Raw genomic sequence first — 13,495 nt, forward strand, 5'->3', positions numbered from 1 at the left:
GCCACATCGCGCTAACGCCTTTCACGCCATTGTCTCCCGACCTTTTGCTGCACGGAGTCCCCCCCATGCAAACCCGCACGCTTGGCCGTTCCGGCCCCACCGTTTCGGCCCTGGGCCTTGGCTGCATGGGGATGAGCGCGTTCTATGGCGACCGCAGCGACGAGGCCGCCTCGATCGCGGTGATCCACCGCGCGCTCGATCGTGGCATCAGCTTGCTCGACACCGCCGACATGTACGGCCCGCACACCAATGAAGTGCTGGTCGGCAAGGCGATTGCCTCGCGCCGGCATGAAGTGTTTCTGGCCACCAAATTCGGCATCAAGCTCGACCCCAACGACCCGTCGGTGCGCGGCATCGATGGCAGCCCGGCGTATGTGCAGTCCGCGTGCGAAGCCAGCCTGCGTCGGCTGGGCGTGGAGCATATCGACCTGTACTACCAACACCGCGTCGACCCCGACGTGCCCATCGAAGACACCGTAGGCGCGATGGCGCCTGGTCGAACAGGGCAAGGTGCGCTTTCTCGGTTTATCGGAAGCGGCCGCAGCCACCATTCGCCGTGCGCACGCGGTGCACCCCATCACTGCGGTGCAGACCGAATATTCGCTGTGGTCGCGCGAGCCTGAAGACAACGGCGTATTCGCCGCGGTGCGCGAACTCGGCATCGGGTTCGTGCCGTACTCGCCGCTGGGGCGCGGTTTTTTGACCGGCGCGTTTTCGTCGCCGGACGATTTCGATGCCGACGATTACCGCCGCCATTCGCCGCGTTTTCAAGGCGAAAACTTCACCCGCAACCTGCAACTGGTGGAGCAGGTCAAGACCATTGCTGCCGACAAGGGCATCACACCGGGGCAACTGGCACTGGCCTGGGTGCTGGCGCAAGGCCAGGACCTGGTTCCGATCCCGGGCACCAAGCGGTTGGCCTATCTGGAAGAAAACATCGCTGCGCTGGATGTGGCCCTGATGCCGGACGAACTGGCCCGCATCGATGCCATCTTCCCGCCGCAAGCTGCGGCTGGCACGCGCTACCCGGAAGCAATGATGGGCGCGGTCAACCGCTGAGCCGTGCTGCGTGGCCTAGGTTGGCTGACACGCAGCGGCGGCTGCCAGGTGGCTGCGGACGGCGCACTTGGAACCGGCGTGTACGAACGTGGCACATGCCGATTCCGGGCACGGCCGCGCCCGCATGGCGGTGAGCGCAATCGCCTTGCGGTATGCCGCGGGTCCTCGCAGCGCACAGCCAGCGCTGCGGCACTGCGTTGGCGCCGGTGGAGCTTGCTGCGCGCCACTGCTGCCATCCAACTGTCACACCGCAATCGATAGATGCGTGTGTGTTTCGCAGCGCTCGTCGATCGCGCGTACTGGATGCTGACCGCCCCTGCTCACACTCCCGCTTCGCAGCCCCTTGCACACTGGCTGCAGTTCACACGCCTATTGCCCCATGCTGTCCTTCGTGATTCCCGCCCATGACGAGGCTGCCCTGATCGGCGACACGCTGCAGTGCCTGCATGCCTGCGCGCAGGCCATGCAGCTGGACTATGAAGTGATCGTGGTGGCCGATGCCTGCGAAGACGCCACGGCAGCCATCGCACGCAGCCATGGCGCGCAGGTGCTGGAGGTGCAGTTGCGCCACATCGCCGCCACGCGCAATGCCGGCGCACAGGCCGCACGAGGCGAGCGCCTGTTGTTTCTGGATGCCGACACACTGATCAACCCGCACGTCGTTGGCGCAGCACTGGCTGCGCTCGATGCCGGCGCGGTAGGCGGTGGGGCGCAGGTGCATCTGCAGGGCAAGCGGGTGTGGTCCGAGCGCATGGCGCAGGCGGTGTTTGGCTGGTTTTTCCGTGTTTCCGGCATTGCGCCCGGGTGCTTTCTGTTTTGCACGCGGGTGGCCTTCGTCAGTGCAGGGGGCTTCAACACGCGCTACTACGCCGGTGAAGACGTGGCACTGAGCCGCGCCCTGGCGCGCTGCGGACGCTTTGTGATCTTGCGCCAGACCGTGCACACCTCCGACCGCAAGCTGCGCAGCTTTTCCAAGCGCGAGCACCTGAGCCTGCTGTTGCGGTTTCTGTGGCGCGGGCGGCGCATGCTGCAGACCCGCGACGCGCTCGGCTTCTGGTATCAACGCCGGCGCTGAACCGAGCGTGTCCGCATCACCGCGATCCGCGGCGAAGCCTACGCTGGAACCGGCACCCGGCACTGCAGGCCACTACACTGTGCTGTCCGTTTTGGTTATACGAGCTGCGCCGCATGGCTTCTTTGCATCGCCCCGTCCTCATCGCCGCCATGTCTGCCGCGCTGCTGACCAACGCCGCATGCCACCGCGATGGCGCGACACCGGCCGCGAGCACGCACCCCGCGCCGCCCCCTAGCAAGCCCAAGCTCGGCGATTTCGGCTTCGATGCGGCCGGTATGGATCGCAGCGTGGCGCCGGGCGACGACTTCTTCGATTACGCCAGCGGCAACTGGGTCAAGCGCACGCAGATCCCGGAAGATCGCGCCAGCTTCAACAGTTTCGTTTCCATCGCCATCGAGACCGAGCGGCATAGTCGCGACATCATCGAAGGCGCTGCCGCCAACGACCGCGTCACCGGTGAAGACAAACAGATCGGCGACTACTACGCCGCCTACATGGACGAAGCCAGCATCGAGGCCAAGGGCGTGCGCCCGGTGCAACCGGAACTGGAAGCGATCGCCCAGCTCGACGACAAGCAGGCCCTGGCGCGCACCTTGGGCGGCCAGCTGCGTGCCGATGTCGATCTGCTCAACGCCACCAATTTCCATACCGACCGGCTGTTCGGCCTGTGGGTGTCGCAGGACCTGCATCATCCGGGCCGCTACGTGCCCTATCTGGTGCAAGGCGGCCTGGGCATGCCCGAGCGCAGTTTCTACCTGGACGGCGGGCGTATGGCGCAGCTGCGCGAAGCCTACCGCGCGCACATCGTCACCTTGCTGGAGCTGGCCGGCATCGACGATGCGCCCGCCAGGGCCGAGCGCATCCTGGCGCTGGAAATCGCCATGGCACGCGTGCACGCGACTCCCGAGCAGACCAACAACGTGCAGGCCGGCGCCAATGCCTGGAAGCAGTCCGATTTCGCGCGCAATGCGCCCGGCCTGGACTGGGCGGTGTTCTTCGAGGCAGCCGGCCTCAACGCACAACAGGATTTCATCGTATGGCAGCCGCGCGCGGTGAGCGGGTTGTCGGCGTTGGTGCAGTCCGAGCCGCTGCAGACCTGGAAGGATTACCTGAGCTTCCGCGCGCTGGATCGCGCCTCGCCCTACCTGTCCAAGGCCTTCGCCGACGAGCGCTTCGCGTTTTACGGCACCACGCTGGAAGGTACCCCGCAGCAGCGCCAGCGCTGGAAACGCGGCATCGACGCGACCAACGCCGCATTGGGCGAAGCGGTCGGCAAGCGCTACGTGCAGAAGTACGTCAGCGCGCAGACCAAGACGCGTGCCGAAGAGATGGTGAAGAACATCATCACCGCGTTCGGCAAACGCATCGACGCACTGGAGTGGATGAGCGCCGAAACCAAACAGCATGCCAAGGCGAAAATCGCCGGCCTGACGGTGGCGGTCGGCTACCCGGACACCTGGCGCGACTACAGCGGGCTGGACGTGCGCCGCGATGATGCGCTCGGCAACGTGCAACGCGCCGAGGTCTTCGAATACCGCCGCAACCTGGCTAAGCTGGGCAAGGCGGTCGATCATCGCGAGTGGTACATGCTGCCGCAGGAGGTCAACGCGCTGAACGTACCACTGGAAAACCGCCTGATCTTCCCGGCGGCGATCCTGCAACCGCCGTTCTTCGACCCCGCCGCCGACGATGCGGTGAACTATGGCGCGATCGGCGCGGTGATCGGCCACGAGATCAGCCACAGCTTCGACAACATGGGCGCGCTGTTCGACGAACACGGCGAGCTGCATAACTGGTGGACACCGCAAGACCTGAAAAAATTCGAGAGCGCCGGCAACGCCTTGGCCGCGCAGTTCAGCGCCTACCAACCGTTCGACGACTTGTCGGTCAACGGCAAGCTGACGCTGGGCGAAAACATCGCCGACGTTGCAGGCCTGGCCACTGCATACGACGCCTACCAGCTGTCGCTGCAGGGCAAGCAGCCCCGGACCCTGGACGGTTTCAGCCCGGATCAGCGCTTTTTCCTGGGCTTTGCACAGGCCTGGCGCGGCAAGTATCGCGACGCGGCACTGCGCAATGCGCTGCTCACCGATGTGCATGCACCTGGCCGCTTCCGCGCGCAAACCGTGCGTAACCTGGATGCCTGGTACCCGGCCTTCGATGTGACACAGGGTCAGCAGCTGTATCTGGCGCCGGAGCAGCGGGTCAGGATCTGGTAGGTGCTGGTCGAGGTCGATGCAGCGCCAGTGGAGCTGGTGTCTGCGGCATTGTTTGTCGTGGCGCGCGGCAGTGCCATGCCAGGGGATGGCGAAGTGCGTGAGTACCCACGTCGTGGTTGCCGTCGAAAAAACGGCACGACCAGCGATTGCCTATCGCGCCACCAGCGCACCTCAGAACACCCGCTCCGCCCGGCCCACCGCCGTTACACGCTGTCAGGCCACTCCAGCAACATCGCCGGCGGCAATTGCATGCGCCTGCATGCGCGCGCAGACAGTCCGTCGCGCAAGGCCGTGCGGAACAGCGGCGACAGGCTGCGCAGCAACCGTGCCGATGCGCGCGCCTGCGCGCGTTGGGTGGTGGTGCGGCCGAGCATGTCGCTGGCCCAGCCGGGCAACAAGGCCGTGCCGGCGCCGAGAAATACCCCGCGCGACAGACCCGCGGCGGGCACCGGCAGCTGGATGCTGGTGAGGATGTCGAGCACCTCGCGCGAGCGCGCGTCCATGCGTAACTCTCCCAGCACCGATGCGAAATACGCATCCACCTGCGCCTCGCTGGCCGGCACATCGGCTGCGCCCAACGCCTCGGCCACGCGTCGCGCTTCGTCGTAGTAGCGGTCGGCGATGGCAGCAGGCACCTGGCGGCAATAACGCCGGCATCCCTGCAAGAACCCATAGGCCTCGGTCACGTGCACCCAAGTGAGCAACTGCGGGTCGTTGGCCTCGTAAGGCACGCCGTCGGCAGTGTGGCCGCGAATCTGCGAGTGGATCTTGCGCACGCGCGCAATCAGCTGTTCGGCTTCCGCGGCTGGCGCGTAGGTGGTGCCGGCGACGAAGTTGGTGGTGCGCCGCAGCCGCCCGATCAAATCGGTGCGGAAGTTGGAATGGTCGTAGACCCCGGCCAGCGCCCGCGGATGCAACAACTGCAACATCAATGCGCACAGGCCGCCGGACAGCATGCCCGGAAATTCGGAGTGGATGCGCCAGGTGATGCTGTCGGGCCCGAAGATGCCGGGATCGCCCAGCGGCTGATCGTATTCGATGGTGCTCTGACCACGCGGAAACGCGTCGAGCACCCAGCGATGGATCTGTTTGGCGGCGGGGGCAGTGAGAGTGCGCAGGACGGCTGACATGCGGCAATGATACGCAGCCCATCTGCAACGCCAGGTCAGCGTAGCGCTGACCAGCATTCGTTCGGCACGTCAGCGCGGCGATGGCGATGGCGATGGCGACCAGATGCTGACGGGCATCGTGACCGCGCGGCCGGAAGAACGCGACCTGGCATCTGGGTGGGGTACTGACCATCCGGGCGATCAGGCCCGCTGAGCTTTTTACCAACGGGCCCGGCGTCGCCGAACGCCCTACCCTTCCAGCATGTCCGGCAAGCCGGCTTGCCTGTCCTTGGAGCCCGGCAATTGCCGCAGCGCCGGGTGTGCAGTGCAGCAAGATCGAAGGCGCCGCGCAGGCACATGGCGGCGGCATGACCGCAAATCCGCCTGAATTCAGCAATTTGTGCGCGTCTGCGCAAAATTGCGCGGCCAGCGCTTCGTTTGAGGCATTGCCATGCACAGCGAAAGTGCTAGAACTAAGCCCGTCCGTCGACGCACTGCTTCGCCAGCACCTTGCGGACGCTCCAGGGCACCGGCCGCGGCCAGTGCAGCAAGTCGTTCGTACCAGCCATCCGTCAGGAGCTTGTCATGATCGCTTTGTTCCAGGGTTTAGGCCTGCTATTGCAGGACAACGCACTCCATCGGCTCCCCTTCGACGAGCAGGTGGCTCACTGGCGCGACAAGACCGACGCGCAGCTCGACGAAGAGCTCTCGCTGCTCAAGGTGGCCAAAAAGCAGTGGGTGATCGCCTCGATCATCGGCTGGCAGGCGATCTCGCTGATATTGCTGGGCGTGATCACGCACCAGCTGTGGCAGAACGACTACCACCTGACCTTTAGCCGGGTGGTGATCATCTTCACCTCGTGGGCGTCGATCCTGTTCGTGATGTGGTACATCGCCGACCTGTTCGACCACAGCGCCGGTTTCGAACGCTGGCTACGCGCCTTCAACAGCCGCGCGCGGGTGACGCCGGACGCCGACTCGGTCGAATGCGTTGCCGACGCGCTGGACATGACGCGCCGCTACCCGGAGGTGCTGCGCTACAAGCAGGAGGTCACGTCCAAGCGCGAGTTGCGCCACGAAGACATCGTCAACATGCGCGAAATGGGCCGGCTACGCCGCTATACCGAACTGCTGCGCGACCTCGACCGCTTCGATGGCGCGCCACGGCTGGTGGTCAATTCCTGACCAGGGCCCCCCGTGGCGATGCAGCGACGCGTCGACCGAGAAACACGCTACCTGCAGCAATGATTCGGCTACAAACAGGAACGGCCGGTGCGCACTGCACCGGCCGTTCTCGTTTATTCCCGGCGGTGACTGCCAGCCGGTTGCCGGGAGTCGGCGCCGGCTAGCGCCTGTGAGCATTCACGCCTGCGCGACCGCCTTCTCCACCGAGGGAGTCCGCCAGCCGCTGCGCACGCCCCAGACGTAGAACACCGCGCCCACGACTGCGACCACGACCAGATCGGTGCCGTAGCTGAGGTAGCCATGTCCACCGAAATCGGTGCTGCCGGCCCACGAGACCAGTGCAATGGTGGGCAGGTAGCAGATCATCCAGGCCGCACCCTTGAGGTTGCGGCGCAGATCCGGCCAGCCTTGCTTGGCCTGGTAATAGCAGTACACCGGCAGCGCCACGACCATCAGCAGGATGATCTCGCCGGTCAGCGGCCAGCGTGCCCAATACAGCAGTTCGGTGGCCATCACGAAGGCCACGCCGGCCAGCACCGGCAGTGCGGCGATACGCAGCGGGCGGTGCAGTTCCGGCGCGTGCCGGCGTAGCGCCATCGCGCTGATCGGGCCGGTGAGGTAGGAAATGATGGTGGCCACCGAGATCACGGCCGCCAGCGTGCCCCAGCCGCGGAAAAAGAACAGGAACACGAACGACACGGCCAGGTTGAAGAACATCGCCATGCGCGGCACGCCCCAGACCGGGTGCAGCTTGCCCAGCACGGCCGGCATGGTGCCGTTCTTTTCCATGCCGTAGACCATGCGTGCAGTGGTCGCGGTATAGGTGATGCCGGTGCCGCTGGGGCTGACGAACGCATCGATGTAGAGCAGCATCGCCAGCCAATGCAGGTTGACGATGATGGCCAGCTCGGCGAACGGCGAGCGGAAATCGATACCGTGCCAGCCGGCCTTGGCCAGCAGATCCGGCGGCACGGCGCCGATGTAGGCCACCTGCAGGATCACGTACACCACCGTGGCCAGCGCGATCGAACCCAGCACCGCGAACGGAATGCTGCGGCCGGGGTTACGCGCCTCGCCAGCCAGATTCACCGGGCTCTGGAAGCCGTTGAAGCTGAAGACGATGCCGGCGGTGGCCACCGCCGTGAGCACCGCAGCCAGGTCGAGCACATGCGAATCGCCGTGGATGCCGACGCTGAAGTTTTCGCTATGGAAGCCGCTGGCGATCAGCGCCACGCCAGTGGCGGCAGGCACCACCAGCTTGAACACGGTGATCAGCGTATTGGAGCGTGCGAACAGCTTGACGCTCCAGAAATTCAGAAAGAAATACACCAGCACCAGCACCGCGGAAATCAGCAGGCCGGGCACAGAGAGCTCGCCTGCCCCACCAGGCGCCTGCACATACAAGCCCTGCGCCCAGGCCCATGGCCAGGACGCCATGTACTGCACCGAGGCCTCGGCCTCGACCGGGATCACCGAGACGATGGCGATCCAGTTGGCCCAGCCGGCAATGAAACCCACCAGCGAGCCGTGCGAATAATGGCTGTAGCGCACCATGCCGCCGGATTCGGGGAACATGGCGCCCAGCTCGGCATACGACAGCGCGATGGTGGTGATGATCGCCGCGCCCAGCACCCAGGCCCAGATCGCGCCGGGGCCGGCCAGGCCGGCCGCGCGCCAGGCGCCGAACAGCCAACCAGAGCCAATGATCGAGCCCAGGCCGGTGAGCATGAGGGCGAAGGGGCCAACGTCGCGGCGTAGCGAGTGTTCGGACATGAGGAGCCTGGCAGTGAGGACGCCGTGAACCGGCAACAAGCCGGTAATGATCGCAGAAGCGACCGCTTGCCGTCAGTGCGTATTCAGGCACGACCGGGGCGTCGCTGCCGACATCCTGCCGATCCGGCAGTGCGCGGCAGATCCACGCACGCCAGGGCTCGTTGTCTGCAGCAGCGACCAACAGTGCCTGCACAGCCGCCAGGCTGGCCCCGCCGGTGCCCGGAACCCGCAGGCACCCGCGATGGGCACTAAGGCTTCTGCGCGTGGCCTACGCACACGCACGCACGCCCAACCACAGCTCGGTGCGTGCGTGCGCCTTCCTCAGCCGCGGCAATCGGCCTGCGGTGCGGTGGTCTCCACGCAGGTGTGCGCCTGGCCGGGAACGCCGCGCAATTCGCGCACCTGCCCTGGCACCAGCACAAAGCTGTCCAAGGTCTTGCGGGCACACGTCGGTGCGCTTGCGCCATCACCGCTGCCGCGAGCGCCGCACTGCTCCTCAAAGATCAGGTAGTAGCAATGGCCGGTATCGCTGGCCAGGCAATGCACGCTGGTACTGCTCGCGGTGATCAGCGTCTTGCTGAAGATCACATCGTGGCCATCGCGGGTGGCACGGGTGATCGAGGTGGTGCCATTGCGTTCATGGCAGCCGGCCAGGGCAAGCAGGCAATACACCAGGGAGGCGATCAGGCGCATGGAGACAGTCCTTTCAGTCGATGCAAACGGGGGAATCAAAGCAGGCTGCAGCGCGTCAGGCAGCGGTTGTCGGTCATCGGAACGCTGTGGCACTCACGCGCATACGTAGGTTCCAGCGCGCTGTCCGCATCCATCCGGGACTGCGCGCGATGTCTTGCAGTCGCACTTACATGCCGCGGAACAGGCTCATGAACGGCTGGCTGACGGTCAGCGTTTCGCTGCGGCCGCGCAGCGCCAGCCGGCCCTTGCCGGTGTCCTCGCGCACCACCGAGGCAACCGCCTTCATGTTGACGATGGTCGAGCGGTGGATCTGTTTGAACACCTGCGGGTCCAGCACATCCAGCAGTTCGCGCAATGGCGTGCGCAACACCGCGTCGCCGGCCGCAGTCATCACCGTGGTGTACTTCTGATCGGCCTGGAAATACGCCACCTCGTCCAGCGCGATCAAGCGCGTCTCGCGCCCGCTGCTGGCGGTCAGCCAGGCGAGCGGCGGCGTGTGGCTGGCAGCGGCCGGGCGCGCGGACAGACGCTGCAGCAAAGCCTCCAGCAACGCGCCATCCGGCTGGCCGGCAGTAGCGCGTTGTTGCACGCGCTGCCAGGTGGCCTGCAGCCGCTCGCGGCCGATGGGCTTGAGCAGGTAATCCACCGCGCCGTGTTCGAACGCATCGATGGCGTACTGGTCGTAGGCGGTGACGAACACCACCTGGCTGCGCGGGCTGACCTCGCGCATCGCACGCGCCACCTCGATGCCGGTGAGGCCGGGCATGCGGATATCCAGAAACACCACCTCCGGTTGCTGCGCGGCGATGGTCTCCAACGCGCTGGCACCGTCCTCGCAGTCGCCCACGATCTGCAACTGCGGGCACACCTCGGCCAGCAGCGTCAGCAACGACTGCCGCAGCAAGGCCTCGTCTTCGGCCACCACGGCGCGCAGCGCGCTCATGCCCGCACCTGTGCGGCGTGTGCGGCCTGTGCGCCCGCAACGGGCAACGGTGGCGGCGGCGGTGGCGCGGCACCCAACTGCGTCGGCAGCGGCAGGCTCAAGGTGGCCGCCACCCCGCTGGGGAAGTTGGACACGATGGCAAAGCTCGCCTTGTCGGCATAAATCAGCTTCAGCCGCTCGCGCAGGTTCTTCAAGCCGATGCCGGTGCCGTGGCTGTGCGTGTTGAAGCCCTGGCCGTCGTCGGCCACGGTAAGCGTGACATGGTCATCGTGGCGACGCGCCAGGATCCACACGGTGCCGCCACCGGGCTTGGCTTCCAGCCCGTGCTTGATGGCGTTTTCCACCAAGGTCTGCAACATCATCGACGGTAGCGGCAACGCACGCAGTTCGTAGGGCACTTCCACCTGCAGGGCCAGCCGCGTGCCCATGCGGATACGCAGGATCTCCAGATACGCCTGGGTGCGTTCGAGTTCCTCGCCCAGGGTGGCGATGGCACCGTCGGCGCTGGGCAGCGAGCTGCGCAGGTACTGGATCAGGTGGCCGATCATGATCTCGGCGCGCGGCGGGTCGGTGCGCGCCAGCACCTGCGCGCTGGCCAGCGTGTTGTAAAGAAAGTGCGGCTCGACCTGGGCGTGCAGCAGATTCAGGCGCGCCACGGCCAGTTCCTTTTCCATGACCGATTGCTCGGCGGCGGCCTGTTCGTCACGACGTTGCTCGCCGACCCGGCGCACCACCGCGCGATTGATCGCCTCGGCGTTTTCGTAGTTGCTGCCTTCGTCCACCGCGAACAGATCCACCCAGGCGCCAGCGTCGGGCTCGCACAACACGGTGACGCTGCTGGTGCCCTGCCCCGGCGCGATCGTCGCCAGGATCTGGTTGTGGGTGATGGCAAAGCGTGCGAACAGGTTCCAGCGCGAGGGCTGGCGACCTGCGTACGGGTCGATGCGGCGCACCTTGGCGCGAATCAGCAGGCTGCCCGGCGCGCATTCGATGTCCTGCACACGCGGTAGCGCACGCACCGCCTCTTCCATCACCGCGAAGCTGGCCTGCACATCCAGCGGTACTTCGATCTGGCGGCGCTGGCGGGTGGACAAGGTGGTGTGGTCCAGCCGATCAGCGATCAGGCGCACGCGCCGCACATGGGTGACCGAACTCATCAACGCCAGCGTCAGCAAGACCATGCAGGCCAGCGCGAAGATCGGGCCGATGGAGCCGAACAACTGCGTCCACATGATCCCTGCCACCACCAACGCGGCGGCCCAGGCGAACACGATGCGCACGATCAGGAAGACACTGGCAGACACGGGTGGGCAGCTCGTTGGGATGGGACGGGAGCGAGCATAGCCGGCGCGCGCCACTGCGAAAGCCCCGGGCGACGAATGGCCGCCAGCGTGGCATCAAACGCCAGGATTGCGGTGCGAAACCCTGATGCCGGGCCATGGCCGCGGCAGATGCGCGCGCTATGCTGGATGCACGCCTGCGCTGCGCATGCCGCGCTCGGTTGCTGCCACGCGGCAGACAGCATCTGAAGATGGCCACGGCATGCGTCCGCGCAGGCGTGGCGAGCCGCATCATGGCACCCATCACCCACCACACCTTGTAAGGGAGTTGCATGCACCGTCGTCATTTTCTACGCAGCGCCGGTGTTGCGCTGGCGGCCGCCTCCACCGCGAGCTGGGCAGCAACGAACAAAGCGCTCGCCGTCCCGCCCGCCACCCAGCCGGTCACGCTGCCGGGTGGTCTGCCTGCGCCGTTCGCGGCTGCCCCGCCATTGGCACCGATGCGCGCCTCGGTCGATCGCATCATCGCCATCAACGGGTGCACGCGTCCGTTCCGCGCGCAGGGGCCGCGGATCGAAGCCGAGCGCATCGGCCGCAAGACGGTGGTGCACAACTATGGGCATGGCGGCAGCGGGTGGTCGCTCTCGTGGGGTGCCGCCGAACAGGCATTACGGTTGGTGCGTGCCGCCGACCCGGCCGCGCGCACGCTGGCGGTGATCGGCTGCGGCGCGATCGGCTTGACCACTGCCCTGGTGGCGCAACGCGCCGGCCTGCGTGTGCGCATCTACGCGCGCGAGCGCCTGCCGGATGTGCGCTCGTTCTATGCCACCGGCGTGTGGTCGCCGGATTCGCGCGTGTGCACCAGCGAACACGCCACTGCCGACTTCAAGAGGCGCTGGGAAGAAATGGCGCGCACGTCGTTTCGCCGCTACCAGACCTTGCTGGGCCTGCCCGGCGAGCCGATTGAATGGCGCGATGGCTACGTGCTCTCGGACGTGCCCTTCGATCGACCTGTCGCCCCTGCCGAAGCGCATGAGCCGGACTATCCGCCGCTGGAGCGCGAACTGCTCGATGATCTGGGCCCGCGCTCGCAGCCGGTGGCGCCCGGTGATCATCCATTTCCGGTGGCGTTCGTGCGCCGCTACAGCCAGCTCACCTTCAACCTCAGCGCGTATGCGCGCTTGTTGATGGATGACTTCCTGCAGGCAGGCGGCGAGCTCTACACGCGCGAGTTCGAGCATCCGCGCCAATTCGGCGATCTGCGCGAGAAGATCCTGATCAACGCCACCGGTTACGGGGCGCGCGCCTTGCTGGGCGACGACAGCGTGATTCCGGTGCGCGGCCAGACCGCGCGCCTGATCCCGCAGCCGGAAGTCACCTATGGCCTGGTCTGGCGCGGCCACAATCTCAACGTCGTGCCGCGACGCGACGGGTTGTTGGTGCAGGCGCAAGGCGCACACGACTTCAATAACGCAGACGCCATGCCCGACCGCGCCGCAACGGAAGCGGCGGTGCGCGAACTGGCGCGGCTGTTTGCCACACGCTGAGCGACGCGAGCGCGGTGGTGGCCTGCGTGCATTGCAGAGCGCATCGGTGCTGCCAATGACATGCAAAGTCCTCTACCGGACGCCAGCATTGCAGGTGGTCGTGCCGAACCAGCAGTGCACTTGTTGGTCGTTGGAAGGTCGAGCCACGCCAAGCGCAGCGTCGACAACCATCAAGCACGCCTCAGGTCGGCATGGACAGCGCAGACAAACCGCAAAGGACGCGCGACTGCACGGTCACCAGCCGCGCCCGCCAGGCGGTGCACGCAGTGGTTCCATTCGCGCTTCACACGCCGCCCCGCACCGCCACGCTAACGATCTTCAAGCGAAGCCTGCAATGCACTGGCCAGCGCAGCGTCGCCGCTGACCAGTTCTTCCCAGCGCAAGGTCACGCCTTTGCGCCTGCCTTTCTCGACCAATTTCAAACCTTGCGGATCGATGATCAAGGTATATGCCTGATCGCCGATCTGCAGGTCGCGACGTAAGGGTTTGTCCAGCGGCGTCATCGCACGGTCTCGCAAAAGGTTCGATCGCCGTTGTACCGCATCGACGTGGATCGATGCTTGAGTGCAGCGATGCGCAAGCCTAGCCGCATCGGCGCCGAGGTGATGGCCA

General features: G+C 66.1%; 10 protein-coding genes, 1 other RNA gene and 1 pseudogene. 5 read left to right on the forward strand and 7 right to left on the reverse strand.

What is annotated here, in order from left to right:
* The first annotated feature begins 65 nt into the window (after positions 1-65).
* Positions 66-1,059 (forward strand): annotated as a pseudogene (locus LN450_RS10945) (aldo/keto reductase).
* A gap of 22 nt (positions 1,060-1,081) precedes the next feature.
* On the opposite strand, the gene LN450_RS10950 reads toward LN450_RS10945, so the two are convergent.
* Positions 1,082-1,156: non-coding RNA, sX9 sRNA (locus LN450_RS10950), on the reverse strand.
* Between the two features lie 282 nt (positions 1,157-1,438).
* On the opposite strand from LN450_RS10950, the gene LN450_RS10955 reads away from it, so the two are divergent.
* A complete protein-coding gene (locus LN450_RS10955) occupies positions 1,439-2,134 on the forward strand; it encodes a glycosyltransferase (protein WP_008573318.1) in 696 nt (231 codons plus the stop codon).
* 149 nt (positions 2,135-2,283) lie between these two features.
* The gene (locus LN450_RS10960; RefSeq protein ID WP_031424998.1) at positions 2,284-4,353 is read left to right on the forward strand and encodes a M13 family metallopeptidase; all 2,070 of its coding nucleotides are present in this window, start codon (positions 2,284-2,286) and stop codon (positions 4,351-4,353) included.
* A gap of 203 nt (positions 4,354-4,556) precedes the next feature.
* On the opposite strand, the gene LN450_RS10965 is transcribed toward LN450_RS10960, so the two are convergent.
* On the reverse strand, positions 4,557-5,540 hold the full coding sequence (locus LN450_RS10965; RefSeq protein WP_011348703.1) for an oxygenase MpaB family protein: 984 nt from the start codon (positions 5,538-5,540) through the stop codon (positions 4,557-4,559).
* A 432-nt stretch (positions 5,541-5,972) separates the two neighbouring features.
* Here LN450_RS10965 and LN450_RS10970 point away from each other — a divergent pair, with 432 nt between their 5' ends.
* Positions 5,973-6,647 carry a hypothetical protein gene (locus LN450_RS10970; RefSeq protein WP_008573315.1) on the forward strand — a complete coding sequence of 225 codons (675 nt, stop codon included), beginning with the start codon at positions 5,973-5,975 and terminating at the stop codon, positions 6,645-6,647.
* 177 nt (positions 6,648-6,824) lie between these two features.
* On the opposite strand, the gene LN450_RS10975 is transcribed toward LN450_RS10970, so the two are convergent.
* The 4 genes from LN450_RS10975 to LN450_RS10990 all read right to left on the reverse strand — a co-directional run bounded on the left by LN450_RS10975 (position 6,825) and on the right by LN450_RS10990 (position 11,360).
* Entirely contained in the window at positions 6,825-8,420 is a 1,596-nt protein-coding gene (locus LN450_RS10975; protein WP_011348704.1) for an APC family permease, read from the reverse strand.
* A gap of 321 nt (positions 8,421-8,741) precedes the next feature.
* The gene (locus tag LN450_RS10980) at positions 8,742-9,113 is read right to left on the reverse strand and encodes a hypothetical protein (RefSeq protein ID WP_011348705.1); all 372 of its coding nucleotides are present in this window, start codon (positions 9,111-9,113) and stop codon (positions 8,742-8,744) included.
* 166 nt (positions 9,114-9,279) lie between these two features.
* On the reverse strand, positions 9,280-10,056 hold the full coding sequence (locus LN450_RS10985; RefSeq protein WP_011348706.1) for a LytR/AlgR family response regulator transcription factor: 777 nt from the start codon (positions 10,054-10,056) through the stop codon (positions 9,280-9,282).
* Complete coding sequence (locus LN450_RS10990) at positions 10,053-11,360, reverse strand: sensor histidine kinase (RefSeq protein ID WP_029820374.1); 1,308 nt, start codon at positions 11,358-11,360, stop codon at positions 10,053-10,055. Before LN450_RS10990 ends, LN450_RS10985 begins: the two co-directional genes overlap by 4 nt.
* A gap of 308 nt (positions 11,361-11,668) precedes the next feature.
* On the opposite strand from LN450_RS10990, the gene LN450_RS10995 reads away from it, so the two are divergent.
* The gene (locus LN450_RS10995) at positions 11,669-12,883 is read left to right on the forward strand and encodes an FAD-dependent oxidoreductase (protein ID WP_011348708.1); all 1,215 of its coding nucleotides are present in this window, start codon (positions 11,669-11,671) and stop codon (positions 12,881-12,883) included.
* 308 nt (positions 12,884-13,191) lie between these two features.
* Here LN450_RS10995 and LN450_RS11000 read toward each other — a convergent pair whose 3' ends face one another.
* Complete coding sequence (locus LN450_RS11000; RefSeq protein WP_011348709.1) at positions 13,192-13,386, reverse strand: hypothetical protein; 195 nt, start codon at positions 13,384-13,386, stop codon at positions 13,192-13,194.
* Positions 13,387-13,495 lie beyond the last annotated feature (109 nt).

This window comes from Xanthomonas euvesicatoria pv. euvesicatoria (assembly GCF_020880415.1).
Lineage (GTDB): Bacteria > Pseudomonadota > Gammaproteobacteria > Xanthomonadales > Xanthomonadaceae > Xanthomonas > Xanthomonas euvesicatoria.

Excerpts from the sequence above, each read along its gene's own strand:
- LN450_RS10955 (WP_008573318.1), top strand. The coding sequence starts at position 1,439 with ATGCTGTCCTTCGTGATTCCCGCCCATGACGAGGCTGCCCTGATCGGC.
- LN450_RS10960 (WP_031424998.1), top strand. The coding sequence starts at position 2,284 with ATGTCTGCCGCGCTGCTGACCAACGCCGCATGCCACCGCGATGGCGCG.
- LN450_RS10965 (WP_011348703.1), bottom strand. The coding sequence starts at position 5,540 with ATGCTGGTCAGCGCTACGCTGACCTGGCGTTGCAGATGGGCTGCGTAT.
- LN450_RS10975 (WP_011348704.1), bottom strand. The coding sequence starts at position 8,420 with ATGTCCGAACACTCGCTACGCCGCGACGTTGGCCCCTTCGCCCTCATG.
- LN450_RS10980 (WP_011348705.1), bottom strand. The coding sequence starts at position 9,113 with ATGCGCCTGATCGCCTCCCTGGTGTATTGCCTGCTTGCCCTGGCCGGC.
- LN450_RS10985 (WP_011348706.1), bottom strand. The coding sequence starts at position 10,056 with ATGAGCGCGCTGCGCGCCGTGGTGGCCGAAGACGAGGCCTTGCTGCGG.
- LN450_RS10995 (WP_011348708.1), top strand. The coding sequence starts at position 11,669 with ATGCACCGTCGTCATTTTCTACGCAGCGCCGGTGTTGCGCTGGCGGCC.
- LN450_RS11000 (WP_011348709.1), bottom strand. The coding sequence starts at position 13,386 with ATGACGCCGCTGGACAAACCCTTACGTCGCGACCTGCAGATCGGCGAT.